The sequence below is a fragment of the Aliigemmobacter aestuarii genome, from assembly GCF_004799285.1.
GTDB lineage: Bacteria > Pseudomonadota > Alphaproteobacteria > Rhodobacterales > Rhodobacteraceae > Aliigemmobacter > Aliigemmobacter aestuarii.
In genome coordinates, this window is sequence record NZ_SSND01000004.1 from 238131 (window position 1) to 264580 (window position 26450).

General features: G+C 64.8%; 25 protein-coding genes. 23 read left to right on the forward strand and 2 right to left on the reverse strand.

Going from position 1 to position 26450, the window contains the following annotated elements; genetic code table 11:
* Nucleotides 1-116: 116 nt before the first annotated feature.
* Entirely contained in the window at nucleotides 117-2219 is a 2103-nt protein-coding gene (locus tag E7811_RS14740) for a bifunctional rhamnulose-1-phosphate aldolase/short-chain dehydrogenase (protein ID WP_136395425.1), read from the reverse strand.
* Nucleotides 2220-2406: 187 nt separating this feature from the next.
* On the opposite strand from E7811_RS14740, the gene E7811_RS14745 reads away from it, so the two are divergent.
* The 12 genes from E7811_RS14745 to E7811_RS14800 all read left to right on the forward strand — a co-directional run bounded on the left by E7811_RS14745 (nucleotide 2407) and on the right by E7811_RS14800 (nucleotide 13088).
* On the forward strand, nucleotides 2407-3213 hold the full coding sequence (locus tag E7811_RS14745; RefSeq protein ID WP_136395587.1) for a DeoR/GlpR family DNA-binding transcription regulator: 807 nt from the start codon (nucleotides 2407-2409) through the stop codon (nucleotides 3211-3213).
* A gap of 31 nt (nucleotides 3214-3244) precedes the next feature.
* Nucleotides 3245-4237 carry a rhamnose ABC transporter substrate-binding protein gene (gene rhaS / locus E7811_RS14750; RefSeq protein WP_136395426.1) on the forward strand — a complete coding sequence of 331 codons (993 nt, stop codon included), beginning with the start codon at nucleotides 3245-3247 and terminating at the stop codon, nucleotides 4235-4237.
* Between the two features lie 115 nt (nucleotides 4238-4352).
* On the forward strand, nucleotides 4353-5855 hold the full coding sequence (locus tag E7811_RS14755; RefSeq protein WP_136395588.1) for a sugar ABC transporter ATP-binding protein: 1503 nt from the start codon (nucleotides 4353-4355) through the stop codon (nucleotides 5853-5855).
* 3 nt (nucleotides 5856-5858) lie between these two features.
* Nucleotides 5859-6842: an ABC transporter permease gene (locus E7811_RS14760; protein WP_136395427.1), complete on the forward strand. Its 984-nt coding sequence runs from the start codon at nucleotides 5859-5861 to the stop codon at nucleotides 6840-6842.
* Nucleotides 6839-7825: an ABC transporter permease gene (locus E7811_RS14765; RefSeq protein WP_136395428.1), complete on the forward strand. Its 987-nt coding sequence runs from the start codon at nucleotides 6839-6841 to the stop codon at nucleotides 7823-7825. Before E7811_RS14760 ends, E7811_RS14765 begins: the two co-directional genes overlap by 4 nt.
* The gene (gene rhaM / locus E7811_RS14770) at nucleotides 7825-8139 is read left to right on the forward strand and encodes an L-rhamnose mutarotase (protein ID WP_211092123.1); all 315 of its coding nucleotides are present in this window, start codon (nucleotides 7825-7827) and stop codon (nucleotides 8137-8139) included. The genes E7811_RS14765 and rhaM overlap by 1 nt, the downstream gene beginning before the upstream one ends.
* On the forward strand, nucleotides 8139-9512 hold the full coding sequence (locus tag E7811_RS14775; protein ID WP_136395590.1) for an FGGY-family carbohydrate kinase: 1374 nt from the start codon (nucleotides 8139-8141) through the stop codon (nucleotides 9510-9512). Before rhaM ends, E7811_RS14775 begins: the two co-directional genes overlap by 1 nt.
* Before the next feature lie 341 nt (nucleotides 9513-9853).
* On the forward strand, nucleotides 9854-10111 hold the full coding sequence (locus tag E7811_RS14780) for a metal-sensing transcriptional repressor (protein WP_136395429.1): 258 nt from the start codon (nucleotides 9854-9856) through the stop codon (nucleotides 10109-10111).
* Nucleotides 10111-11418: an MFS transporter gene (locus E7811_RS14785; protein WP_136395430.1), complete on the forward strand. Its 1308-nt coding sequence runs from the start codon at nucleotides 10111-10113 to the stop codon at nucleotides 11416-11418. The genes E7811_RS14780 and E7811_RS14785 overlap by 1 nt, the downstream gene beginning before the upstream one ends.
* A gap of 142 nt (nucleotides 11419-11560) precedes the next feature.
* On the forward strand, nucleotides 11561-11851 hold the full coding sequence (locus tag E7811_RS14790) for an ArsR/SmtB family transcription factor (protein WP_168733046.1): 291 nt from the start codon (nucleotides 11561-11563) through the stop codon (nucleotides 11849-11851).
* Complete coding sequence (locus E7811_RS14795) at nucleotides 11848-12846, forward strand: permease (protein WP_136395431.1); 999 nt, start codon at nucleotides 11848-11850, stop codon at nucleotides 12844-12846. The genes E7811_RS14790 and E7811_RS14795 overlap by 4 nt, the downstream gene beginning before the upstream one ends.
* A 14-nt stretch (nucleotides 12847-12860) precedes the next feature.
* Nucleotides 12861-13088: a thioredoxin family protein gene (locus E7811_RS14800; protein ID WP_136395432.1), complete on the forward strand. Its 228-nt coding sequence runs from the start codon at nucleotides 12861-12863 to the stop codon at nucleotides 13086-13088.
* Between the two features lie 172 nt (nucleotides 13089-13260).
* Here the strand turns inward: E7811_RS14800 and E7811_RS14805 are convergent, their stop codons facing one another.
* Nucleotides 13261-14070 carry a DeoR/GlpR family DNA-binding transcription regulator gene (locus E7811_RS14805; RefSeq protein WP_136395433.1) on the reverse strand — a complete coding sequence of 270 codons (810 nt, stop codon included), beginning with the start codon at nucleotides 14068-14070 and terminating at the stop codon, nucleotides 13261-13263.
* Nucleotides 14071-14347: 277 nt separating this feature from the next.
* Here E7811_RS14805 and glpD point away from each other — a divergent pair, with 277 nt between their 5' ends.
* The 11 genes from glpD to E7811_RS14860 all read left to right on the forward strand — a co-directional run bounded on the left by glpD (nucleotide 14348) and on the right by E7811_RS14860 (nucleotide 26435).
* On the forward strand, nucleotides 14348-15943 hold the full coding sequence (gene glpD / locus E7811_RS14810; RefSeq protein ID WP_136395434.1) for a glycerol-3-phosphate dehydrogenase: 1596 nt from the start codon (nucleotides 14348-14350) through the stop codon (nucleotides 15941-15943).
* A gap of 9 nt (nucleotides 15944-15952) precedes the next feature.
* A complete protein-coding gene (locus E7811_RS14815) occupies nucleotides 15953-17041 on the forward strand; it encodes an ABC transporter ATP-binding protein (RefSeq protein WP_136395435.1) in 1089 nt (362 codons plus the stop codon).
* A 2-nt stretch (nucleotides 17042-17043) separates the two neighbouring features.
* On the forward strand, nucleotides 17044-18132 hold the full coding sequence (locus E7811_RS14820) for an ABC transporter ATP-binding protein (RefSeq protein WP_136395436.1): 1089 nt from the start codon (nucleotides 17044-17046) through the stop codon (nucleotides 18130-18132).
* A complete protein-coding gene (locus tag E7811_RS14825; RefSeq protein ID WP_136395437.1) occupies nucleotides 18132-19004 on the forward strand; it encodes a carbohydrate ABC transporter permease in 873 nt (290 codons plus the stop codon). The genes E7811_RS14820 and E7811_RS14825 overlap by 1 nt, the downstream gene beginning before the upstream one ends.
* A gap of 1 nt (nucleotide 19005) precedes the next feature.
* A complete protein-coding gene (locus E7811_RS14830; protein ID WP_136395438.1) occupies nucleotides 19006-19809 on the forward strand; it encodes a carbohydrate ABC transporter permease in 804 nt (267 codons plus the stop codon).
* Nucleotides 19809-20210 carry a DUF2160 domain-containing protein gene (locus E7811_RS14835; RefSeq protein WP_211092124.1) on the forward strand — a complete coding sequence of 134 codons (402 nt, stop codon included), beginning with the start codon at nucleotides 19809-19811 and terminating at the stop codon, nucleotides 20208-20210. Before E7811_RS14830 ends, E7811_RS14835 begins: the two co-directional genes overlap by 1 nt.
* 90 nt (nucleotides 20211-20300) lie before the next feature.
* Nucleotides 20301-22031, forward strand: coding sequence for an ABC transporter substrate-binding protein (locus E7811_RS14840; protein WP_136395439.1), 1731 nt, complete (start codon nucleotides 20301-20303; stop codon nucleotides 22029-22031).
* A 166-nt stretch (nucleotides 22032-22197) separates the two neighbouring features.
* Nucleotides 22198-23682 (forward strand): glycerol kinase GlpK, encoded by a 1485-nt coding sequence (gene glpK / locus E7811_RS14845; protein ID WP_136395440.1) that lies wholly within the window; start codon nucleotides 22198-22200, stop codon nucleotides 23680-23682.
* On the forward strand, nucleotides 23679-24818 hold the full coding sequence (locus E7811_RS14850) for an iron-containing alcohol dehydrogenase (RefSeq protein ID WP_136395441.1): 1140 nt from the start codon (nucleotides 23679-23681) through the stop codon (nucleotides 24816-24818). The genes glpK and E7811_RS14850 overlap by 4 nt, the downstream gene beginning before the upstream one ends.
* The gene (locus tag E7811_RS14855) at nucleotides 24805-25659 is read left to right on the forward strand and encodes a carbohydrate ABC transporter permease (RefSeq protein ID WP_136395442.1); all 855 of its coding nucleotides are present in this window, start codon (nucleotides 24805-24807) and stop codon (nucleotides 25657-25659) included. The genes E7811_RS14850 and E7811_RS14855 overlap by 14 nt, the downstream gene beginning before the upstream one ends.
* The gene (locus E7811_RS14860; protein ID WP_136395443.1) at nucleotides 25656-26435 is read left to right on the forward strand and encodes a carbohydrate ABC transporter permease; all 780 of its coding nucleotides are present in this window, start codon (nucleotides 25656-25658) and stop codon (nucleotides 26433-26435) included. The genes E7811_RS14855 and E7811_RS14860 overlap by 4 nt, the downstream gene beginning before the upstream one ends.
* Nucleotides 26436-26450: the final 15 nt, after the last annotated feature.

The window sequence follows — 26450 nt, forward strand, 5'->3', positions numbered from 1 at the left end:
GCGGCAGGCGGTGCGGCGCCAGTTCACGGACATCCCGGACGTTGTGGCACTGGCCAAGCCGCATCTTGCCCTCCCGGCGGCGGATTGCAGGGGCGGCGCAGAGCCGCCCCGAAATGTCAGCGGGTGAACGCTTCCTTGTTGCCGGCGTCGACGTTGATGATGTTGCCGGTGGACTTGGCCGACAGATCGGATGCAAAGAAATACGCGGCTTCAGCAATGTCTTCAGGGAAGACCGAGCGTTTCAGCATCGAACGCTGGCGGTACATCTCCTCAAGGCCGCCCTTGTCGGTGCCGTAGGTCGAGGCGCGCTGTTCCAGCCATTCGCCTTCCCAGATCTTGGACCCGCGTAGCACCGCATCGGGGTTGACGACATTAACCCGGATGCCGGCTTCCGCCCCTTCGAGCGCCAGACAGCGGGCGAGGTGGATTTCTGAGGCCTTCGCGGTGCAATAGGCCGAGGCGTTGGGCGAGGCGGCGAGGCCATTCTTCGACGCGATGAAGACGATGGAACCGCCGATGCCTTGCGCGCGCAGCAGCTTGAACGCTTCGCGCGATACAAGGAAGTAGCCGGTGGACAGGATGTCCATGTTCCTGCTCCAAAGTGCCAGCGTGGTCTCTTCGACCGGGGCGGATGACGCGATCCCGGCGTTCGAAACGAGGATGTCGACGCCGCCGAACTCTACCGCGATCTCTGCATAGGCCCGCGCCACAGCGGCTTCGTCGGTGACGTTCATGTTCACCATGCGCACCACATCCCGGCCATAGCGCTGCGAGAGGGTGTCGTACGTCGATTTCAGGCTCTCGTCGTTGATGTCGGCGAGCATCACGCAGGCCCCCTCGGAGAGATATTTCTCGGCCGTGGCCGAGCCGATGCCTCCGGCGCCACCCGTGACCAGCGCGATGCGACCGGCAAGCGATTTCGGCTTTGGCATGCGCTGCAGCTTGGCCTCTTCGAGCAGCCAATACTCGATGTCGAAGGCTTCCTGCTCTGGCAGCCCGACATATTCGCTGACCGTCGAGGCCCCGCGCATCACGTTGATCGCGTTGACGTAGAACTCTCCGGAAATCCGCGCCGTCGCCTTGTCCTTGGCGAAGGTGATCATGCCGACGCCGGGAACGAGGTAGACCACCGCGTTGGGGTCGCGCAGCGCCGGGCTGTTGTCATGTTTGCAGCGTTCGAAATAGGCCTTGTAGTCCTCGCGGTAGGCCGCGACCTGCGCCGGAAGGCCGTCGAGCACGGCGTCGATATTGCCTTGCGCGGGGTCGAAGGCCACGACCAGCGGGCGGATCTTGGTGCGCAGGAAGTGATCGGGGCAGGAGGTGCCAAGGGCCGCAAGCGCGTCAAGGCGGTTCGAATTGACGAATTCCAGAACCGCGTCCTGATCGTCGAAATGGCCGACCATGTGCTGGAGTCCAGACACCATTCCGCGGATCGCCGGCATCAGCCGGGCGGCAACGGCGCGCCGGCCTGCGGGATCGAGGCTTTCGTGCCTGGCGCCGCCAAAGGCAGGTTTGCCCTCGGTCTGCGCTGCAAACCAGTCCTGCGCCTTCTGGATCACCGCGAGGGTCAGTTCGTAGCAGTCCTTCGCATCATCGGCCCAGGTGAACAACCCATGGCTTTCCAGCACCACACCTTTGGCCTCGGGGTTCTCGAGGCAGAATTTCTCGAGCCAGAGCCCCAGTTCGTAGCCTGGGCGCTTCCACGGCAGCCACCCGATCTCCTGGCCGTAGATTTCGGCCGTCAACTCGCGCGAGTTCTTTGCCGCCGCAATGGCGATCACGGCATCGGGATGCATGTGATCGACGTGTTTCTTGGGGACGTAAGCGTGCAATGGCGTGTCGATCGAGGCGGCGCGCGGGTTGAGGTTGAACGTGCAATGGGGCAGGTAATCCACCATCTCGTCCTCGAACTCGACGCCGCGATAGACGCCTTTCAGGGCGTTCAGTTTGCTGATGTAGAGCGTCGCGAAGCCGTCCATCTTGATCGAGCCGACATCGCCGCCCGACCCCTTGACCCAGAGCACCTCGACCATCTCGCCGGTGAGGGGGTCCTTCTCCATCACCTTGGCCGAAGTGTTGCCGCCGCCATAGTTGGTGATCCGCTTGTCGGAGCCGAGCAGGTTCGAGCGGTAAAGCAGCTTTTCCGCCTCGCTCATCTTGACCGCGCGCGCGTCGTCCCAGCCGTTCACCAGCGGTTGGTTCTTGACGGTTTTCAGCATGCGATCCTCCCAGTAGGCGCCTCGCGCCGCGTTTCAAGATTGACGGCAAACTGCTTCCACTTCGCGCAAATGTCAATCTCGAACGATCACAAACAATCATGCTGCACTGCAGAATGATTGATAATGATGATTCGTGATTGACACAAAGGGGTGGATCCTACAGTTTGTGTCGCCAAGGGAGGATAAAATGCACGAATCTGAGCGCCACAGGCTTATTCTATCGGCAGTGCAGGACCGACCGGTCGTCACCGTGCCTGATCTGGTGAACCTGACTGGTGTTTCTGCGGCGACGATCCGGCGCGACATCGCGGCATTGCACATGCAGAAAAAGCTGCGTCGGGTGCATGGTGGCGCAGAGGCGATCAGCCCGCCGCAGTTCGTCGGGCTTGCGGGCCGGACCTTCGTCGTGAACGAAACGCTCAGGATCAAGCAAAAGCAAGCAATCGCGCGCGCCGCGGCCGATCTTTGCAGCGACGGTGAGCCGATCATCATCAACGGCGGCACCACGACCTTCCAGATGGTGCACCCGCTGGCCGGCCGCCGGATGCAGATCTTCACCAATTCGGTTCCGATCGCCGACCACCTTCTCAAGCATTCGAAGAACACGATCATGGTGCCGGGCGGGGTGATCTACCGCGAACAGAACATCATCCTGAGCCCGTTCGAAAACGACGTGACGCGCAATTTCTATGCCCGCCGCATGTTCATGGGCGCGCAGGGGCTGGGGCCGCTGGGCCTGATGGAGGCCGACCCGCTGCTGATCCAGGCCGAACAGAAACTGATCGGCCAGGCCGACGAGCTGGTGGTTCTCGTCGACAGCACGAAATTCGAAAACCGTTCTAGCCTGGTCCTTTGTCCGCTCAGCAGGATCGATACGGTTATCACGGATGAAGGAATATCGGATCGCGCAGCCAAAATGCTCGAGGCGGTCGATGTGAAACTGATCATCGCCCAGTCCGGTGCCGGTCAGAAGGAGGAGGAGGCGGCCTCTTGACCGCCTTGTTTTTCACTCAGGGAGAAAGCGAATGAGTGTCAAAAAAAAGATCATGTCCACCGTGGCTGTCATGGCCGCCATGACCGCCACCGCCGCGCATGCCGATGAGATGCGCGTCGCGCTGGTGGTAAAGGCGCTTGGGATCGGCTTCTTCGAAGCCGCGGCCAAGGGCGCCGAAGAAGCTGCCGCCGAACTCGGCAACACCGAGATCATCTATACCGGCCCGACCGACACCACCGCCGAAGGGCAGATCGAGGTGATCAACGCATTGATCGCGCAGGGCGTGAATGCGATTGCGGTTTCGGCCAACGACGCCGACGCGCTGGTGCCGGCGCTGAAAAAGGCGATGGACCGTGGCATCACCGTGATCTCGTGGGACTCGGGCGTGGCGCCGGACGGCCGCATGATGCACCTCAACCCGTCGTCGACCGAACTCATCGGCAACACGATCATCAAGCTGGCTGCCGACCACATGCCGGATGGCGGCGACGTCGCAATCCTTTCGGCCACCGCCACCGCGACCAACCAGAACGCCTGGATCGAAGCCGCCAAGGCCGTTTTGCCGAACTACCCGGGCATCAACCTTGTCGCCACCGTCTACGGCGATGACCTGTCCGACAAGTCCTACCGCGAAGCGGAAGGCCTGATGGCGACCTACCCCGACCTCAAGGCGATCATCGCGCCGACCACCGTGGGCATCCTCGCCGCCTGCCAGGCCGTGACCGACGCCGGCAAGATCGGCCAAGTCAACGTCACCGGCCTTGGCCTGCCGTCGGAAATGGCCGGCTGTGTCGAGTCGGGTGCAACCGAGAGTTTCGCGATCTGGAACCCGATCGACCTCGGCTACGCGGCGACCTACATCGCCCATGAACTGGCCTCCGGGAACGCGAAGGCAGAGCCCGGCGCCTCGATCTCGATGGGCCGGATCGGCAGCGTGACGCTGGACGACACGAACACCGGTGCGATGTCGGATCCGTTCACCTACGACGCGTCGAACATCGAACAGTTCAAGTCGATCTTCTGATCGGCTCCTCCCGACCCTGGCGCGGACGACATCCGCGCCAGGGTTTGCCACGTCAGCCGCGTGGTATGGCCAAGCCACGTTGGCGAAATCCCAGCTCCAGAGCGAGACCCGAGCCGTGACTGAACCCGCGCCCATCCTCGCCCTCGATGGCATCACCAAGACGTTCCCCGGCGTCAAAGCGTTATCAGACGTCTCGCTCAGCCTCTTTCCCGGGCAGGTCACCGCGTTGGTCGGCGAGAACGGTGCCGGCAAGTCCACGGTCGTGAAGATCCTCACCGGCATCTACCAGCCCACCGAGGGCCGTATTCTGGTGGACGGCGCCGAGACCCGGTTTCCCACCGCGCAGGCTGCCGCCGACGCGGGGATCACTGCGATCCATCAGGAGACGGTCCTCTTCGACGAATTGTCGGTGGCCGAGAACATCTTTCTCGGCCATGCCCCGCGCGGGCGTTTCGGCCTGATCGACTGGCCCGAACTCATGCGCAAGGCCCGTGCGCTTCTTGACGAGATCGGCGCCGAAATCGACCCGTCCCACAAGCTCAAGGATCTGGGCATCGCCAACAAGCACCTTGTGGCCATCGCCCGTGCGCTTTCGATCGATGCGCGCGTGGTGATCATGGACGAGCCGACAGCCGCCCTATCGCACAAGGAAATCCAGGAACTCTACGCACTTGTCGAACAGTTGAAGGCGCAGGGCAAGGCGATCCTGTTCATCAGCCACAAGTTCGACGAAATCTTCCGGATCGCCGACAACTTCACGGTATTCCGCGACGGCCAGTTCGTTGGCGAAGGCAAGATCGCCGACGTGACCAACGACACTCTGGTCAAGATGATGGTCGGTCGCGATGTCTCGCATGTTTTCCCCGACCGCACTCCCGTATTCGGGGACACGGTTCTTGAGGTTTCCGGCTACGATCACCCGACCGAGTTCGCAGACATCGCCTTTTCCCTGAAGAAAGGCGAAATCCTCGGTTTCTACGGCCTCGTGGGCGCGGGGCGGTCAGAGTTGATGCAGGCGCTTTTCGGTATTACGCGCCCCACGAGGGGCGAAATCCGGATCGACGGCCAGACTACTTTGATCCATTCGCCGGCGGATGCGGTCGCGGCCGGGATCGTCTATGTGCCGGAAGATCGTGGCAAGCAGGGGGCGATCACCGCGCTGCCGATCTTTCAGAACGTCACGCTTCCCTCGATCTCGCGCACATCCAGGCGCGGCTTCCTGCGCCTCGCAGAAGAATTCAAACTCGCCCGTGAGTACACCGAGCGCCTCGATCTGCGTGCCGCCTCTCTCGATACGAACGTCGAGAACTTGTCGGGCGGAAACCAGCAAAAGGTCGTGATCGCGAAATGGCTCGCGACGCGGCCGAAAGTGATCATCCTCGACGAGCCGACCAAGGGCATCGATATCGGCTCCAAGGCCGCAGTGCATGAGTTCATGGCCGAACTCGCCGCCGAGGGCCTCGCGGTCATCATGGTTTCGTCCGAGATCCCCGAAGTGCTCGGCATGTCGGACCGGATCCTCGTGATGCGCGAGGGGCGGATCGTCGCCGAGGTCAGCGGCGACGACAGAACCCCCGAAACACTCGTCCGCCACGCCGCGGGCATCAGCGAGGGCTAAGACATGATGAAACGCCTTGCCACTTCCCGCGAAGCGATCCTTTTCGGCGCGATCCTGGTGTTGCTCGCATTGATCGCCACCCGTTTCCCGGCATTCGTCGCGCCGTCGAACCTTGCGGGCGTGTTCAACGATACCTCGCCGCTCATCCTGCTCGCACTCGGGCAGATGGTGGTGATTCTGACCAAGTGCATCGACCTTTCGGTGGCTGCCAATCTGGCGCTCACCGGCATGGTCGTGGCAATGATCAACGTCGCGGCACCGGGTGTGCCGGTGCCGGTTATCGTGACCGTCGCCGTTCTGCTTGGCACGCTGATGGGTGCGTTCAACGGACTGCTCGTGTGGTTGCTGAGCATCCCGCCGATCGTCGTGACGCTTGGCACGATGACGATCTACCGCGGCATCATTTTCCTTCTTTCCGAAGGCAAGTGGGTGAACGCCCACGAAATGTCGCCTGCATTCAAGGCCTTCCCCAGGACCCAGTTTCTTGGCCTGCCGGTGCTGAGTTGGGTCGCCATCGTCGCCGTGATCGCGTTCTACGTGCTGATGACCCGCACCACGCTGGGCCGGGCCATCTACGCGGTCGGAGGAAACCCGCATGCAGCGGTCTACACCGGAATCAATGTCGGCCGCACCCAGTTCTGGGCTTACACGATTTCGGGCGCGCTGGCGGGCCTCACCGGATATCTCTGGGTATCGCGCTACGCCGTCGCCTACGTCGACATCGCCGGTGGCTTCGAGCTTACTGTTGTCGCGGCCTGCGTGATTGGCGGCATCTCGATTGTCGGCGGGGTTGGCACGGTCATCGGTGCCCTGCTCGGCGCGCTGTTCCTTGGCGTCATCAACAACGCCCTCCCCGTTATCGACATTTCGCCCTTCTGGCAGATGGCCATCTCCGGCGCCGCAATCATCGTCGCCATCGCCTTCAACGCGCAGGCAAGCAAGACCAAGGGCCGGGTCATCCTCAAGAGCGCGGAGCACGCCGCATGAACAGCACCTCGCATTTCGTTCCCGATCGCCTGCAATCGCCGCTTGCCCGCAGGCTGAAGAGCTGGGAGACCCTGTTGCTCGGCGTGGCGGTTGCGATCTTCATCGCCAACTCTTTCGCTTCGCCCTATTTCCTCAACGCCTGGAACCTCAGCGACGCGACGTTCAACTTCACCGAGAAGGCGATGATCGCCTTTGCCATGGCGCTCCTCATCATCTCAGGCGAGATCGACCTCTCGGTCGCTTCCATCATCGCTCTTGCTTCAACGGCCATGGGTGCGGCGGTGCAACTCGGTGTCGGCACCCCGGGGCTGGTGGCGATCGGGCTGGGCGTCGGCCTTGCCGCGGGCGCATTCAACGGGTTTCTCGTCACGCGCCTGGGTCTGCCGTCGATCGTGGTGACCATCGGGACAATGAGCCTGTTCCGTGGCATCGCCTTCATCGTGCTCGGCGATCAGGCGTATCGCGGCTATCCCGAAAGCTTCGCCTATTTCGGTCAGGGCTATGTCTGGTGGGTTTTGTCGTTTGAACTCGTCCTTTTCGCAGTGCTCGCGGTGATCTATGGCATCGTCCTGCACAAGACCAACTTTGGCCGAGCGATTTACGCCATCGGCAACAACCCGACGGGCGCCGTGTTCTCTGGCATCAGGGTTCAAAGGGTCAAGTTCACGCTGTTCCTGCTCACCGGGCTGATGTCGGGCATCGCCGCGATCTGCCTCACCTCCCGTCTCGGTTCTACCCGTCCGTCCATCGCCGTCGGCTGGGAGCTTGAGGTGGTGACGATGGTTGTGCTGGGCGGGGTCAGCATTCTCGGCGGCTCCGGCTCGATCCCCGGTGTGGTGATCGCGGCTTTCGTGATGGGACTTGTCACCTTCGGTCTGGGTCTTCTCAACGTTCCCGGCATCGTCATGTCGATCTTCATCGGCGCGATGCTGATCGCGGTGATCGCCCTGCCGCGGCTGTGGACCATGTGGCGGAGGCACTGATGCAGAAACATGCCTTCAAGATGCGGCTGAACCCCGGCATGAAAGCCGAGTACATCAAGCGCCACGACGAGATCTGGCCGGAACTGGTAGCGCTTCTCCACGCGGCCGGGGTATCCGACTACTCGATCCACCTCGACGAGGAGACGAACACCCTTTTCGGCGTGCTTTGGCGGATCGACGATCACACGATGGACGAACTTCCGGCGCATCCGATCATGCAGCGCTGGTGGGCGCATATGGCCGACATCATGGAAACGAAGCCGGACAACGAGCCCGTTTCGGTGCCGCTCGAAACCGTCTTCCACATGCCATGATCGCAAGTCGGAAACACGTTGCGGTCATCGACATCGGCAAGACCAACGCCAAGCTTGCGCTGGTCGACCTCGATACGCTGTCCGAGATCGCCGTGGTCACCCGACCCAACAGGGTTCTGCCCGGGCCGCCCTGGCCGCATTTCGATCTGGAGGGACACTGGAACTTCCTCCTCGAGGCGCTCGCGAACTTTCACCGCGACCATGGTGTCGATGTGATCTCGGTGACGACGCACGGGGCCTCGGCCGTTCTGCTCGACCCTGCCGGAAACCTCGCCGCGCCCATGCTGGACTATGAACATACAGGGCCTGACGAAACTGCCGCTGCCTATGACCGGATCCGCCCGCCGTTCCGGGAAACCGGTTCGCCCCGTCTCGGCATGGGTCTGAACCTCGGCGCACAGCTTCACTGGATGTTCGCAACCGATCGGGATCTCAAGGCGCACACCGCGACCATTGTCACCTATCCGCAATACTGGGGGTTCCGGCTGACCGGTGTCGCCGCCACGGACGTGACCTCGCTTGGATGTCACACGGATCTGTGGAACCCGACAAAGGGCTGTTTCTCTTCACTGGTCAAGACGCTGGGGATCGATGGCAAGCTGGCCCCTGCGCGGCCCTCGGCTGATGTTCTTGGGCCGATCTTGCCCGAAATCGCAAGGCGCACGGGGCTTGCGCCGGACACGCCGGTGCATGTCGGCATCCACGATTCCAATGCGTCCCTGCTGCCGTATCTGCTGGGCCGCAGTGCACCATTCTCGGTGGTTTCGACCGGAACCTGGGTGATTGCCATGTCGGTGGGCGGCGCGGCGGTGACGTTCGACCCCGATCGCGATACGCTGGTCAATGTGAACGCATTGGGCCAGCCCGTGCCCTCTGCCCGTTTCATGGGCGGGCGGGAATACGACCTCGCCTTGGCAGGAGCGCCCGTCGAACCGATCGAGGCGGACATGGCCGAGGTCCTGTCCGGCAGGATCATGCTGATGCCTGCCATTGTGAATGACTGTGGCCCATATCGGGGGCGCACCTCGCGTTGGACGGTCGAAGAGCCACCCATCGGGTCGGGCAAACGCGCCGCCGCCGTCGCGTTCTATCTCGCGCTTACCACAGCGACCTGCCTTGACCTCATTGGTCACGATGGTCCGGTCATCGTCGAAGGGCCATTCGCTCGCAATCGCGCTTATCTGGCAATGCTCGGCGCGGCCAGCAACTGCCCGGTCGTGGCGGCAAGGTCGGCGACCGGGACGAGCCAAGGGGCCGCGCTGCTTGTCACCCGAACGACGCCATCGCGCATCACTGATGATGCGGCGATCCACCTGGAGGCCGACGCCGATCTGGCGCGTTACGCGATGGAATGGCGCAGTGCGCTGGTCTGAGGTGAAGGCGCTGCCAGAAGCATCTGTCCGTGAGCCGAGTGAGGCGCCCGTCGACCTCCATGGCAAGTTGAAGCGGCCACAGCGTACGGCCAAGGTTCTGCAGCGGGAGCGCGATACCCAAAAAAAGCCTCTGCCTTCTCCGTAAGGGAGGGCTGCGGCGGCTGAAGGTCTTCTTCATCGACGCAGAGAAAGCCATTCGCAGTCCCGCTTGGCCCTATGGCGCGGAACCGGTCAACCCGATCAGCCGTACCGTCGGTCTCCGTGCCTGTATTATTTACTGTTGGGAATTGCCCCCTGTAGGGCGACTTGCCTGATCCCCCCGGGGGGGATAGATTGGGGACATGCCGGATGATCACACCCACGCAAGCCACCCTGCCATTGCGTCACGCCTGAAGCGCGCCGAGGGGCATCTGCGCCGCGTCATCGGCATGATCGAGGAGGGCCGACCTTGCGTCGATCTCGCCACGCAACTCCATGCCGTCGAACGGGCGGTGGCCGAGGCGAAACGGGCGCTGATCCATGACCATATCGACCATTGCCTGACCGGCGAAGGCACGCATGACCTGGCCGAGATCAAGGCCCTGACAAAGCTGCTGTGATGCTCGGGACCCTGCGCAACCCCACGTTCCGCCATCTCTTCGCCGCGCAGGTCGTGGCGCTGGTCGGCACGGGGCTGGCCACTGTCGCGCTTGGCCTTCTGGCCTGGCAGCTTGCAGGGGAAAATGCGGGTCTGGTCCTGGGCACCGCTCTGGCGATCAAGATGGTGGCCTATGTGACGCTCGCGCCTGTGGCAGCGGCCATCGCCGAACGCCTGCCGCGGCGGGCGTTTCTAGTCGCTCTGGACCTGATCCGGGGGGGTGTCATCGCCTTCCTGCCCTTCGTGACCGAGGTCTGGCAGGTCTATCTGTTGATATTCTTCCTTCAGGCCGCCTCGGCCGGGTTCACCCCGGCTTTTCAGGCAGTCATCCCCGACGTGCTGAAGGACGAGGATGACTACACAAACGCCCTGTCGCTGTTGCGGCTGGCAGAAGACCTGGAACAACTTGCCTCGCCGATGCTGGCGGCGGCCCTGCTGACAGTGGTCAGCTTCCCTGTGCTGTTCGCGGGCACGGTCGCGGGCTTCGTCACCTCGGCCCTTCTGGTGGTCACCGCCCGCCTGCCTGCGCGGGTGGCGGCAGAGCCCGGTCGTTTCTGGGCCGACGTGACCAAGGGGATCCGCATCTATGCCCGCACCCCGCGCCTGCGCGGGTTGATGGTGATGGAGGCCGCCGTCGCCGCCGCGGGGGCAATGGTCTATGTGAACACTGTCGTGCTGGTGCAGGCCCGGCTGGGGCTCGGCGAGGAATCCGTGGCGTTGGCCTTCGCGGGCTTTGGGGCGGGGTCGATGCTGGCGGCCTTCCTTCTGCCCCGCATCCTTGATCGTTTCTCCGACCGTCCGGTGATGATCGGCGGCGCTGTCCTGATGGTTGCAGGCGTGGCGCTGGTGCCGCCAGTGCGCAGCCTGGCGGGGCTTGTCGTGCTTTGGGCCATGATTGGCTTCGGCTTCTCGCTGACACAGACACCCATAGGGCGGATCATCAGCCGTTCCGCACGCGAGGCCGACCGGGGTGTCGTCTTCGCCGCGCAATTCGCCCTGAGCCATGCCTGCTGGCTGGTGACCTATCCGCTTGCGGGCTGGATTGGGGCGGGTGCTGGGCTTTCGGCCGCGGCGCTGGTCCTTGCCGCCATCGGCGCTGCGGGCCTCGCCGCCGTGCTGCGACTCTGGCCGGCCGATGACCGGGCCGTGATTGCCCACGCCCATCCGGACCTTCCGCCTGACCACCCGCATCTGGCCGAACATGGCCCCCATCATGCCCATGTCGTGGTCATCGACGACCTTCACCCCCGCGGGCCGACCGTGGCGTGATCCGCAGCCGCATCTGACGCGGGCAGGCCCGAAGCAGGGCAGGGGCAACCGAACCCTGGCGGAACCTGCGGCGCGGCTTGACGCAGATCAGGGCGGACGCCTTCCGCCCATGCGCTGATGCGCATGAGTTGGAGCACACCGGATGATCGTAACCGCGCTTTCCGCCCTTGCCGAGCCAACCCGCCTTGAGGCAATGCGCCTTTTGGCCGACGGGTCGGAACATTGCGTCTGCGAGCTTGTGCGGAGGCTGGGCGCAACCCAAAGCCGGATGTCGCGGCACATGCAGGTGCTGAGGCAGGCGGGGCTGGTCGTGGACCGGCGCGATGCGCAATGGGTGCGCTACCGGATCAACCCGGACCTGTCGCCGCCCCTGATCCGTCTCGTCGAAGCCGCGCTGGAGCGGCGGATCATGGTGACGGAGCAGGCGGCATGAGCGTGTTCGGCTGGCTGAACGACCAACTGCTGCGGATGACCTGGCTCAACGATCTGGTGGGCGCGGGCGTGGCGGCCATCGGGCTGGACCCGGCCTCGCGGCTTGGCGGGTCCGTCCAGTTCTTCGTCTATGACGTGATCAAGATCTTCATCCTGCTGTCGGTGCTGATCTTTGCCATCTCTTATGTCCAAAGCCATTTCCCGCCGGAACGGACGCGCGCCATGCTGGGCGGGCGGTCAGGTCTGGGCGCCAACACGCTGGCGGCGCTTCTGGGGACGCTGACGCCGTTCTGTTCCTGTTCGTCGATCCCCTTGTTCATCGGGTTCACCGCCGCGGGCCTGCCGCTGGCGGTGACGTTTTCGTTCCTGATCTCTTCGCCTCTGGTCGATCTGGCCTCGGTGATCCTGCTGGCGTCGATCTTCAGCTGGCCGATTGCCCTTGCCTATGTGGGGGTCGGGCTGGTGGTGGCGATCCTTGGCGGGACGATCATCGGCCGCCTGGGGTTGGAGGATCAGGTGGCGGCGTTCGTCCGCACCGTCCCCGTTTGCGGCGAGGTCGCGGCCATGACGCGGGGTGAACGCGTGACCTATGCGCGCGACCAGGTGGTGGAAATCGTCCACCGCGTCTGGCCCTTTGTTCTGGTCGGTGTCGGCATCGGGGCGGCGATCCACAACTGGGTGCCTGCCGATGTTCTTTCGGCCCTTCTGGGACAGGACAAGTGGTGGTCGGTCCCGGTGGCGGTGCTGGCGGGGATCCCCATGTATGCCGACATCTTCGGCACCCTGCCGATTGCCGAGGCGCTGGTGGGCAAGGGCGTTGGCCTGGGCACGGTGCTGGCCTTCATGATGGCGGTGACCGCCCTGTCGCTGCCCTCGCTCATCATGCTGAAGCGCGTGGTGAAGATGCCGCTTTTGGTCACCTTTACCGGCGTCGTGACGCTTGGCATCCTGTCCATCGGGCTGATCTTCAACGCGATTTCCAACTGGTTCATCTGAGAGAGGACCGCATCATGATCATCAAGATCCTTGGATCCGGCTGCAAGAAATGCGTGGCCCTGGGCGAAAACGCCAAGGCCGCCGTGGCCGCGGCTGGCAAGGATGCCGAGATCGTCAAGGTCACCGACTTTGCCGATATTGCTGCCTATGGCGTGATGTCGACGCCGGGACTGGTGGTGGACGAAAAGGTCGTCTCGACCGGCAAGGTGCTGACGGCCGAAGAGATTGGAAAACTGATCTGATGGACCATCGCGTCCACGCCCGCCGCATCGATGCGCAGCACCTTTTCCGGGGCCGAGACCGCGGCCAGCAGTGACGCGAACGATCCGATCTTCGGCGACGCCCGGACAAGCGCCATTTGACGGGCGCCATTTGACGGGCGCTATTTGACGGGCGCGACAGGCGGAACGGGTTTCAGGGCGCAGGCGGGGTGCCGGGCTGCAGGGCAGGGCTGCGGGCATCGGGCGGGGACACCACCACCGTGGTGCCCCATTCCGCGCATTTCTGCGCAAGCCCCGGCGGCAGGGGGCGATCGGTGAACAGCGTCGTGATCTCGGCCAGCGAGGCCAGGCGGGCCGGGGCCGAGCGGTCCAGCTTGGAATGGTCGCAGACCAGAAACACCTTGCGCGCCTGACGGATGATCGCCTTCGACACCCGGACCTCGGCCAGGTCGAAATCGAGGATGTCGCCGTCGTGGTCCAGCGCCGAGGCGCCGATCACCGCGATGTCGACCTTGAACTGCCCGAAGAACTGCGTCGTCAGGTCGCCGACCAGCCCGCCATCGGACCGGCGCAGCGCACCGCCCGCCACCATGATCTCGCATCCGGGATTGGCGGCCAGCGTGTTGGCCACGTTCATGTTGTTCGTCACCACCGTGATGTTGCGGTGGCCCAGAAGTTCACGCGCGACGGCCTCGGTCGTGGTGCCGAGGTTGAGGATGAGCGACGAATTTTCCGGGATCGCCGCCGCGCAGGCCCGCGCGATGGCGGCCTTCGCGGCCTCGTTCATCTGGCGGCGGTGGTCATAGCCGAGGTTCGTCACCCCGGTCCGTGGCACGGCGCCGCCATGCACGCGGTCCAGATGCCCCATGTCCGACAGTTCCGACAGGTCGCGGCGGATCGTCTGAAGCGTCACGTCGAACCGCTGTGCCAGATCCTCGACCACCACGCGACCGTCCGCGCGGGCGATTTCAAGAATCTCGCTCTGCCGAAAACTCAGCGCCATCGTTGGCCCCTTCCGCCGCCGTCGATCCCTCATCCATTTCGCAATCCGCCCAGCCGATCAAGGCAAAATCGCCGCTGCAACCGCACGGGAATCCGCGCCGCTACCCAGAAGCGCGACACGCGAAAATCCGCACTATTTCTATATTTCAAAGCGTTGCTGGGTTTCTGCATGTGCGAAGATGTTCGTTTTAATGATAAGCGCGCAAAAACGAAAAAATACGGATTGACCCCGGCCGACGATTCGTTTCAACCTTGCCGCAACCAGGGAGGAAGCTGGCGTGACAGCGAAGACCAGGCCCGACGTGGCCGACCTCTTCATCATCGGTGGCGGGATCAACGGCTGCGGAATCGCCCGCGACGCCGCAGGCCGGGGCCTGTCGGTCGTTCTTGCCGAACAGGGCGATCTTGCGCAGGCGACCTCGTCGGCCTCGACCAAGCTGTTTCACGGCGGTCTGCGGTATCTGGAGTATTTCGAGTTCCGCCTGGTGCGCGAGGCGCTGGAGGAACGCGAAACCCTGCTGGTCGCCATGCCGCACATCTCGTGGCCGATGCGCTTCGTGCTGCCCTATCACCCCGACATGCGGTTCGAGGGCGACACGCCCACCGGGCGGCTCTTGTCGCGGCTGATGCCTTGGATGAAGGGCCGCCGCCCTGCCTGGCTGATCCGGCTGGGGCTGTTTCTTTACGACACGCTTGGCGGGCGCAAGATCCTGCCCGCAACACGCACACTGGACCTGAGCCGCGATCCGGCGGGGCAGCCCCTGCAGCCGCGCTTTCGGCGGGCCTATGAATACTCCGACTGCTGGGTCGAGGACTCAAGGCTCGTCTCGCTCAACGCCCGCGACGCGGCGGAACGGGGCGCGCGGGTGATGACGCGCACGCGGGTCGTCTCGGCCACGCGGGCGGGCGATCTGTGGCAGGTCGTCACCGAAGGCCCCGACGGCCGGCGCACCCACAGCGCCCGCGCGCTGGTCAATGCCGGCGGTCCCTGGGTCGAGGACGTGATCCGCAACGTGGCCCGCATCAATTCTTCCGAAGGGGTGCGGCTGGTGCGCGGGTCGCACGTCGTCACGCGGAAGCTATACGACCACGACCGCTGCTATTTCTTCCAGGGAACGGATGGCCGGATCATCTTTGCCATTCCCTACGAACAGGATTTCACCCTGATCGGCACCACCGACAAGGATCACCAGGGCGCGCCCGGCGCTGCTGCCTGTTCGGACGAGGAACGCGACTATCTTCTGGCCTTCGCCAGCCAGTATTTCGCCCGGCCCGTCACCGTCGCCGATGTGGTCTGGACCTATTCGGGCGTGCGCCCGCTTTATAACGACGGGGCGAAATCTGCCACGGCGGCGACGCGCGATTATGTGCTGTCGCTGGACGGAAACGGGGCACCGCTGCTGAATGTCTTCGGCGGCAAGATCACCACCTACCGCCGCCTGGCCGAAAGCGCGCTGGAACGGCTGGCACCCTTCTTTCCGCAGGCCACGGGGCCCTGGACGGCGCGGGTCGCGCTTCCGGGCGGGGATTTCCCGCATGACGGGGTCGCCACGCTGACCGAACGGCTGAAGGGCCGCTTTCCGTTTCTGGGCGATTACTGGGCGGCCCGCATGATCCGCGCCTACGGAACCGAGGCCGAGACCATACTGGGGTCGGCGCGGACGGCGGCGGACCTTGGCCGCGACTTCGGCGCGACCCTGACCGAGGCCGAGGTGCGCTGGCTGATGGTGCATGAATTCGCCTCGGCCGCCGCCGATGTGGTCTGGCGACGCACCAAGCTTGGCCTGCGCATGACCGGGGAACAGATCGCCGCGCTGGATGCGTTCATGTCGGGTGCGGCTGTCGGCGGGGCGTCCAGCCCTGCCGCGGAATGAGGGGGAAGGATGGCACTGGAACTGCAAGCCGTAAGCCGGGTCGTGAAGGGGCAGGTGCATATCCAGCCCACCACGCTGACGCTTGAGAAGGGCACGATGAATGTCCTTCTTGGCCCCACGCTGTCGGGCAAGACATCGCTGATGCGCCTGATGGCGGGGCTGGATGCCCCCAGCACGGGGCGTCTTGTCTGGGATGGCAGCGACGTGACCGGCGTGCGCGTGCAGGACCGCAAGGTGGCGATGGTCTATCAGCAGTTCATCAACTATCCGGGCCTGACCGTCTATGAGAACATCGCCTCGCCCCTGCGCCTGATGGGCAAGGGCCGGGACGAGATCGACCGGGCGGTGCGCCAGACGGCCGAGATGCTGAAGCTGACCCCGATGCTGCAGCGCAAGCCGCTGGAGCTTTCGGGCGGCCAGCAGCAGCGTTGCGCGCTGGCGCGGGCGCTGGTGAAGGGTGCGGGGCTTGTCCTTCTGGATGAGCCGCTGGCCAACCTCGACTACAAGCTGCGCGAGGAACTGCGCGCCGAGATCCCCCGGATCTTCGAGGAGTCGGGGGCGATCTTCGTCTATGCCACGACCGAACCCGAAGAGGCGCTGCTTCTGGGCGGCAATACCGCGACCATGTGGGAGGGCCGCGTCACCCAGTTCGGCCCGACACCGACGGTCTATCGCCAGCCCGCCGACGCGGTCACGGCGCGGGTGTTCAGCGATCCGCCGATGAATTTCGTGCCCTGCGCGAAGGACGGGCAGCGCATGACCTTCGGCATCGATGCCGCAGCCCCGGCCAGCGGCGCCTTCGCCGCGCTGCCCGATGGCCGCTACATGGCGGGCTTCCGCGCCAATCACCTGCATCTGGAAACCCATTCGGGGCAGGCGGTGAAATTCCGCTGCACGCTTGGCGTAAGCGAGATCACCGGATCGGAAACCTTCCTTCACCTCGATCACGGCGCCGATCGCTGGGTCGGGCTGGTCCACGGGGTGCACGACCTGCCGCCGGGCGGCGAGGTCAGCGTCTGGCTTGATCCGGCGCATGTCTACATCTTCGATGCCGAGGGGCGGCTTGCCGCGCCCGCGGCCTATGCGGCGGCGGCCTGACCATGGCACAGATCACCCTGAAAAACCTTGCCCACAGCTACCACGCCAATCCGCGCGGCGAACAGGATTTCGCGCTGAAGGAAATGGACCACGTCTGGCAGGACGGCGGGGCCTATGCGCTTCTGGGCTCGTCCGGCTGCGGCAAGACCACGCTTCTGAACATCATCTCGGGCCTTCTGAAACCCAGCCAGGGCCGCGTGCTGTTCGGCGACCGCGACGTGACCGAGGCCGAAACCGCCGAACGCAACATCGCGCAGGTGTTCCAGTTCCCGGTCGTCTACGACACGATGACGGTGCGCGACAACCTCGCTTTTCCGCTGCGCAACCGCGGCAAGGACGCGGCCTACATCAAGGCCCGCGTGTCCCAGATCGCGGCGATGATCGGGATGGAGGCGATGCTGGACCGCAAGGCGCGCGGGCTGACCGCCGATGCCAAGCAGAAGATCAGCCTTGGCCGCGGCATGGTCCGCGAGGACGTGAACGCGATCCTCTTCGACGAACCGCTGACCGTGATCGACCCGCACATGAAGTGGGAATTGCGCACGCAGCTGAAACAGCTTCACCGCGAATTCGGCCACACGATGATCTATGTCACCCATGACCAGACCGAGGCGCTGACCTTCGCCGACAAGGTGGTGGTCATGTATGACGGGCGCGTGGTGCAGATGGGCACCCCGGAAGAGCTGTTCGAGACCCCGGCGCATACCTTCGTGGGCTATTTCATCGGCTCGCCGGGGATGAACCTGCTGGATGCCGAAATCAGCGGCGGCGCGGCGCGGGTCAACGGGGCGGTCGTCCCGCTGGCCGGGTCCTACGGGCCGGTTGCGGGCCGCACGCAGATCGGCATACGCCCGGAATACTGCCTGCTGACCGAGGGCGGCGGCCTGCCGATCGCCATCCGCCGGGTCGAGGACGTCGGCCGCCACCGCATCATCCGCGGCGAGGTCGCGGGAACCCCGGTCAACGTGATCGCGCCCGAGGGGATGCCGGTGGGTGCGACCATGACCCATGTCCGCTTCGCGCCCGAACGCATCAATGTCTATGCCGATGACTGGCGCATCGCCCCGACCGGCACGAGGGGGGCCGCCTGATGGAAAAGACACAGAACAACAAGGCCTGGTTCCTGGTCCTGCCGGTGCTGGTGATCGTGGCCTTCTCGGCGGTCATCCCGCTGATGACGGTGGTCAACTATTCGGTCAACGATACCTTCGGCAACAACCAGTTCTTCTGGGCCGGGCTGGAATGGTTCGAGGAAATGGTCACATCGAACCGCCTGCACGAGGCGCTTGGCCGGCAGATCCTGTTTTCGGCCATCATCCTGGCCATCGAGGTGCCGCTGGGGATCTATATCGCGCTCAACATGCCCAAGAGCGGCTTCTGGGCCTCTGTCTGCCTTGTCCTGATGGCCCTGCCGCTGCTCATTCCGTTCAACGTCGTCGGCACCATCTGGCAGATCTTCGGGCGGGTCGATATCGGGCTTCTGGGGCATTACCTGGCGGAACTCGGGATCGACTACAACTACACGAACGACCCGCTTGACGCCTGGATCACGGTGATCGTGATGGATGTCTGGCACTGGACCTCGCTGGTGGCGCTGTTGTGCTATGCGGGCCTGCAATCCATCCCGAACGCATATTATCAGGCGGCGCGCGTCGATCAGGCCAGCCGTTGGGCGGTGTTCCGCTACATCGAGCTGCCGAAGATGGCGGGTGTCCTGCTGATCGCGGTTCTTCTGCGGTTCATGGACAGCTTCATGATCTACACCGAACCTTTCGTCGTTACCGGCGGCGGACCGGGCAATTCCACCACGTTCCTGTCGATCGACCTGGTGAAGATGGCGGTCGGCCAGTTCGATCTCGGGCCCGCGGCCGCCTTCTCGATCATGTACTTCCTCGTGATCCTGCTGGTCAGCTGGGTCTTCTACACGGTGATGACCAATCTCGACAAAGAGGAGGGCAAGTAACATGCGCCTGCGCGGCTCCGCCCTGGTAATGACGCTTTACCTGCTGTTCCTGCTGATCCCGATCTATTGGCTCGTGAACATGAGCTTCAAGACCAATACCGAGATCACCTCGACCTTCACCCTGTTTCCCGCCGATTTCACGATCCGCAACTATGTCACGATCCTCACCGATCCCAGCTGGTACATGGGGTATGTGAATTCCATCATCTATGTGGTGATGAACACGGTGATCTCGATCACCGTGGCCTTGCCGGCGGCCTATGCCTTTTCGCGCTACAGCTTCATGGGGGACAAGCACCTGTTCTTCTGGTTGTTGACGAACCGGATGGCCCCGCCCGCCGTCTTCGCGCTGCCCTTCTTCCAGCTTTATTCGTCGGTCGGCCTGTTTGACACGCATATCGCCGTGGCGCTGGCGCACTGCCTGTTCAACGTGCCGCTGGCGGTCTGGATCCTTGAGGGCTTCATGCGCGGCGTGCCGAAGGAAATCGACGAAACCGCCTATATCGACGGCTACAGCTTCGGCCGGTTCTTCGTGAAGATCTTCATGCCCCTGATCGCCAGCGGCATCGGCGTGGCGGCCTTTTTCTGCTTCATGTTCTCGTGGGTCGAACTGCTGCTGTCGCGCACGCTGACCTCGGTCAACGCGAAACCGATCGCCGCCACCATGACGCGCACGGTTTCCGCCTCGGGGATGGACTGGGGCGTGCTGGCCGCCGCGGGGGTGCTGACCATCATCCCCGGCGCGCTGGTGATCTACTTTGTCCGCAACTACATCGCCAAGGGCTTTGCCCTGGGGAGGGTGTGATGACCTCGACCCGCTGGACCACGGTCTATCTTGTCACCGCAGGGCTTCTTGCCGCCGTCCTTGCCGGCCTGATTGCGGCCGTTCCGCGCAAGGAAGACAGCTTCGACTGGTTCGCGCCGATGATCCCGGGCGGATGGATGGCATGGACCTTTCCGGTCGCGCTGTTCTTCTACTGCATCGCCTGCCTGCTGATCCTCTTCACGTTGCTGGCGATCCGCTACCCCGAAACCCCGCGCCGCGGCGTGCTTCGCATCGAGACGACGCGCGGCGACCGGCTGTTCATTTCCCTTCTCGGGTCGGCCTTCCTTTGCGTCGGCTGGCTCTTTGCCTTCGGCCCGCCTCTCTGGGGCGCGCTGATCTGTTGCCTGATCTATGCCGCAGCGGTGTTCCGCTGGGTGTGACCCAAGGCAAGAAAGCGCCGGGGGAGGCGGAGGCGACCCGTCCCCCCCGGCAGGACAACGACAGGAAAACTTCACTCTGGGAGGAACACGATGAGACTGAGAAAGACAACAACCGCGATGGCGCTTGCGCTGATCGCCTTCGGCTCGGCCCCGGCCTGGGCCGACATGGAGGCGGCGAAAGCCTTCCTCGACGCCGAGATCGGCGATCTGTCCACGCTCAGCCGTGCGGATCAGGAAGCCGAGATGCAGTGGTTCATCGACGCGGCCAAGCCCTACGCGGGGATGGAGATCAAGGTCGTTTCGGAAACCATCACCACGCATGAATACGAGGCCAAGGTTCTGGCCCCGGCCTTCACCGCCATCACCGGCATCAAGGTCACCCATGACCTGATCGGCGAAGGCGACGTGGTGGAAAAGCTGCAGACGCAGATGCAGTCGGGCGAGAACATCTATGACGCCTACATCAACGACAGCGACCTGATCGGCACCCACTGGCGCTATCAGCAGGCCCGCAACCTGACCGACTGGATGGCGGGTGAGGGCGCGGCGGTCACCAACCCGAACCTCGACATGGCCGACTTCATCGGCCTGAAGTTCACCACCGGCCCGGATGGCAAGGTCTATCAGCTGCCTGACCAGCAGTTCGCGAACCTCTACTGGTTCCGCTATGACTGGTTCAACGACGAAAAGACCAAGGCCGACTTCAAGGAGAAATACGGCTATGATCTGGGCGTGCCGCTGAACTGGTCCGCCTACGAGGACATCGCCGAATTCTTCACCGGTCGCGACATGTCCTATGCCGGCGGGCCTGCCTCGGGCGTGTTTGGCAACATGGACTATGGCAAGAAGGACCCCTCTCTGGGCTGGCGCTATACCGATGCCTGGATGTCGATGGCCGGCATGGGGGATGTGGGCGAACCCAACGGCCTGCCGGTCGACGAATGGGGCATCCGCGTGAACGAGAACTCGCAGCCCGTCGGCTCTTGCGTGGCGCGGGGCGGTGCGACGAACGACGCGGCGGCGGTCTATGCCGTGACCAAGGCGATCGAGTGGCTGCAGAAGTTCACGCCCCCGGAAGCCCAGGGCATGACCTTCGGCGAGGCCGGTCCGGTTCCGGCGCAGGGAAACATCGCCCAGCAGATGTTCTGGTACACCGCCTTCACCGCCGACATGGTCAAGGAAGGCCTGCCCGTGATGAACGACGACGGCACGCCGAAGTGGCGCATGGCCCCGTCGCCGCACGGCGCCTACTGGCAGGACGGCATGAAGGTGGGCTATCAGGACGCCGGTTCCTGGACGCTGATGCAGTCCACCCCGGTGGACCGGGCACAGGCCGCATGGCTTTACGCCCAGTTCGTCACTTCGAAGACCGTCGACGTGAAGAAGTCGCATGTCGGCCTGACCTTCATCCGTGAGTCGACCATCCAGCATGACAGCTTCACCGAACGTGCGCCGAAGCTGGGCGGCCTGGTGGAATTCTACCGCAGCCCGGCCCGCGTGCAGTGGTCGCCCACCGGCACCAACGTTCCGGACTATCCGAAGCTGGCACAGCTGTGGTGGCAGAACATCGGCGACGCCATGTCGGGGGCCAAGACCCCGCAGGAGGCGCTGGATGCGCTGTGCGAAGAGCAGGAGAAGGTGCTGGAGCGTCTGGAACGCGCCGGTGTCCAGGGCGACATCGGGCCGAAGCTGAACGAACCCCAGGACCCGCAGTACTGGATCGACCAGCCCGGCGCGCCCGTCGGCAAGCTCGACAACGAAAAGCCCGCCGGCGAGACCATCTCGTATGACGAGCTGATCAAGTCCTGGCAGCAGGGCTGATCCGGTGACATTGGGGCGGGCGCGGATCGGCGCCCGCCCCATTCCTTCTTTCCCGTGAAGATGCCCGCGCGGCCGACCCGATCGCCGCTTGCGTCCCGGCCCCTGTCCGGGTGACTGTCTGCACCGGCAAGAAGAAACGACCACGGACGGAAAGACCGGTGACAGCATGACCCACATCCTCGCCATCGATCAGGGCACCACCTCGTCGCGCGCCATCCTGTTCGACGCCTCGCTGAAGGTGCGCGCCATCGCGCAAGAGGAATTCCCGCAGCATTACCCCGCCTCCGGCTGGGTGGAACACGACCCCGCCGACCTGTGGTCCACCGTGGCGGGCACCGCCCGCGCCGCGATCGAGAAGGCGGGCATCCGCGCCACCGACATCGCCGCGATCGGCATCACCAACCAGCGCGAGACCACCCTGATCTGGGACCGCACCACGGGCGAGCCGATCCACCGCGCCATCGTCTGGCAGGATCGCCGCACCGCCGACACCTGCGCCGCGCTGAAGGCCGCGGGGCACGAGCCGATGATCACAGCGCGCACCGGCCTTCTGCTGGATCCCTATTTCTCGGGCACCAAGATCAAGTGGCTGCTGGACAACGTGCCGGGCGCGCGCGACCGGGCGCGGAAGGGGGAACTGGCCTTCGGGACGGTCGATACCTTCCTGATCTGGAAGCTGACCGGCGGGCGGGTCCATGCCACCGATGCGACCAACGCCGCGCGGACACTGATCTACAACATCGCGACCGGCGACTGGGATGCCGAGATCTGCGCGCTTCTGGACATCCCGATGTCGCTCCTGCCCGAGGTGAAGGATTGCGCGGCCGATTTCGGCGCGACGCGGCCCGATCTTTTCGGCCGCGAGATCCCCATCCTCGGCGTCGCGGGCGACCAGCAGGCGGCGACCGTGGGCCAGGCCTGCTTTGCGCCGGGGATGATGAAATCGACCTACGGCACGGGCTGTTTCGCGCTTCTGAACACCGGGGCCGACATGGTGCCCTCGCAAAACCGGCTTCTGACGACCATCGCCTACCGGCTGGACGGAAAGACGACCTATGCGCTTGAGGGGTCTATATTCATCGCGGGGGCGGTCGTGCAGTGGCTGCGCGACGGGCTGAAGATCATCCGCGAGGCGCGCGAAACCCATCCGCTTGCCGATGCGGCCGACCCCGCGCAGGATGTGGTTCTGGTTCCGGCCTTCACCGGCCTTGGCGCGCCCTACTGGCGGCCCGATTGCCGGGGCGCGGTCTTTGGCCTGACCCGCAATTCCGGCCCTGCCGAACTGGCCCGCGCGGCGCTGGAAAGCGTGGGCTACCAGACCCGCGACCTGCTGGAGGCGATGCGGTCGGACTGGGGGGCGGCGGCCGAAGGCATCCTGCGTGTCGATGGCGGGATGACGGCCAGCGACTGGGCGATGCAGTTCCTGTCGGACATCCTCGGCGCGCCGGTCGATCGTCCCGTCGTGACCGAGACAACCGCCCTTGGCGCGGCCTATCTGGCGGGCCTGAAGGCCGGGATCTGCCCCGCGCCGGACGAATTCCAGAAGACCTGGGCGCTGGAACGGCGATTCACCCCGACGATGGACGCGACGACGCGCGACGCGAAATACGCCCGCTGGGGTCGCGCCGTTGCCGCGACGATGACGGTATGACCCCCTTTGCCGTCGCCATGCCCGCCCGCATCCTGTTCGGGCGGGGCGAGGCCGCCCGCGCCCCCGGCCTGATCCGCGGCTTCGGGACGCGCGGGATCATCGTCCACGGGGCGACGCCCGCGCGCGCGGCCTGGCTGGTCGCGGCGCTGCGGGCGGAAGGGGCCGAAACGCTTGCGCTGTCCTGTCCGGGTGAACCGGACCTGCCCATGCTGGAGGCCGCCCTGGCCACCGCGCGGCCTTTCGGGGTGGAATGGGTGGTGGCCCTGGGGGGCGGCGCGGCGCTTGACCTTGGCAAGGCGCTGGCGGGCCTTCTGCCGGCCAGGGGCGGCCCGATGGACCATCTTGAAGTCGTCGGCCGTGCCTTGCCGCTGACCGACCCGCCGCTGCCCTTCATCGCGTTGCCCACGACCTCCGGAACCGGGGCCGAAGCCACGAAGAACGCCGTGATCGGCCTGCCGGAACATGGCCGCAAGGTTTCCCTGCGCGATGACCGGATGGTGGCGCGGCTTGCCATCGTGGACCCGGCGCTGACCGACGGCACCCCGCGCGCCGTCACGCTGGCCTCGGGGCTGGATGCCGTCACGCAGGTGATCGAACCCTTCGTTTCGGCGAAGGCCACGCCCTTCACCGACGCGATCACCGCCCCCGCCATCCCGCGCGGGCTGCAGGCCCTGCACCGGCTGATGGCGGGCGAAGACCCGGCCGCGCGCGACGATCTCGCCTGGGTCAGCCTGTCGGGCGGGATTGCCCTTGCCAACGCGGGCCTTGGCGCGGTGCACGGCCTTGCGGGCGTGATCGGCGGGCTTTGTCCGGCGCCCCACGGGGCGATCTGCGGCGCGCTTCTGGGGCCGATCCTGCGCTGCAACCGGACGCGGGCCGGGGGCGAGACCGCCGACCGGCTCGATGCGGTGTTCGGCCATATCGCGACGATCCTCGGAGGCGCGGCCGCCGATGCGCCCGAAACGCTGGCGGCATGGGCCCGCGCTGCCGGTCTGCCCGGCCTGCGCGACCTTGGCCTATCGCCCGGCCTGCATGACCGGGTGGCGCGCGATGCGCTGTCATCGTCGTCGATGAAGGGCAACCCCGTCGCGCTGCCGGTCGCAGACCTGATGGGCGCCCTTGATGCCGCCGCATGACAACCGCGCATGGCTGCTGTTGCTGCCTGCGGTCATCCTGCTTCTGGTGGTCGGCGTCCTGCCGCTTCTGGCGGTGGTCAACTATGGCTTCCACGACATCTTCACGCTGAGCGACGTGCATTGGGTCGGGCTTGAATGGTTCGCCGACATCCTCGGTTCGGACCGCTTCCTTGCCTCGCTTGGCCGCAGCATGCTGTTTTCCGCGCTGGTGCTGTCAATCCAGGTTCCGCTGGGGATCGGGGTGGCGCTGCTGTTGCTGCACTACCGGCGGCGGGCGGTCTGGGGGCTGATGCTTTGCGCCCTGCCGCTGGTGGTGCCGTGGAACATGATCCCGATGCTCTGGCTTGGCCTGATCGACAGCCGCGCCGGACTTCTGGGGCCGTGGCTTGCCGGCGTCGGGTTCGACCACAAGTTCACCGCGCTGCACACATGGGTATTGATCCTCGTGATGGATACCTGGCACTGGCTGGGCCTTGTCGTCGTGCTGTCCTATGCCGCGTTGTCCTCGATCCCGCCCGCGTTCCGGCAGGCCGCGGCGATCGACGGCGCCTCCCGTTGGGCGCTGTTCCGCTTCATCGAACTGCCCCGCCTTGCGGGCGCGCTGTCGATCGTCTTCCTCTTGCGCTTTGTCGACAGCTTCATGATCTATACCGAGGCCTTCGCCATCAACGCGGGCGGGCCGCAGGATGCCACGCGCTTCCTGTCGATCGAACTGGGCGAAGAGATCAAGGGCTTTTCCTATGGCCAGGCCGCCGCGCGCGCCACGCTTTACCTGCTGATCGTGCTGGCGGTCGTCTGGGCCTTCGTCGTCGCCACGCGCCGGCAGGACGCGCGCCCATGATCCGCGCCGCCGCCCTTGTCCTTCTCGCCGTCTTCATCCTGCTGCCGCTTGCGCAGGCCTTCATGCTGAGCCTGACGGCGACCCTGCCGAAGGAGGGCGTCGCCGAAGGCAGCATGGGCCTGATGAACTATGCCGCCGTCCTTGCCTCGGCCGACCTGCGGGCGGCGATGGCGAACTCGGCGGTCTATGTCATCCTGAACGTGATCCTCAGCATCGGCCTCGGCCTGCCCGCGGCCTATGCGCTGGCGCGCTGCAGCTTTGTCGGCGACCGGCATTTCATGCTGTTGATGCTGGTCTTCCGCCTGACGCCGCCGGTCGTGCTGTCCCTGCCGATCTTCATCCTGTTCTCGAAGCTCGGCCTGGTGAACTCGCCCGTGGGGATCGCGCTGGTCCATTGCCTGTTCAACCTGCCGGTGGCGATCTGGATCATGGAAAGCTTCATCCGGGCGGTGCCGCGCGAACTGGATGAAACCGCCTTTCTGGACGGACATTCGGGCCTGTCGTTCTTTTTCCGCCACCTGATCCCGGAAATTGCGCCGGGGATCGGGGTCGCGGCCTTCTTCTGTTTCATTTTCAGTTGGGTCGAGGTCGTCTTTGCCCGTATCCTGACGGTGACGGCGGGCAAGCCGATCACCATGGCGATCAACGCGATGTTCAGCTTCCAGACCGACATCGGCATGGTCATGGCCATGACGTGCCTGTCGCTGATGCCGGGGCTGGCGATGATCTGGCTGGTCCGAAACCATCTGGCGCGGGGGTTCACCCTGCGTGCCTGAGCCTTTTGCGGGCCC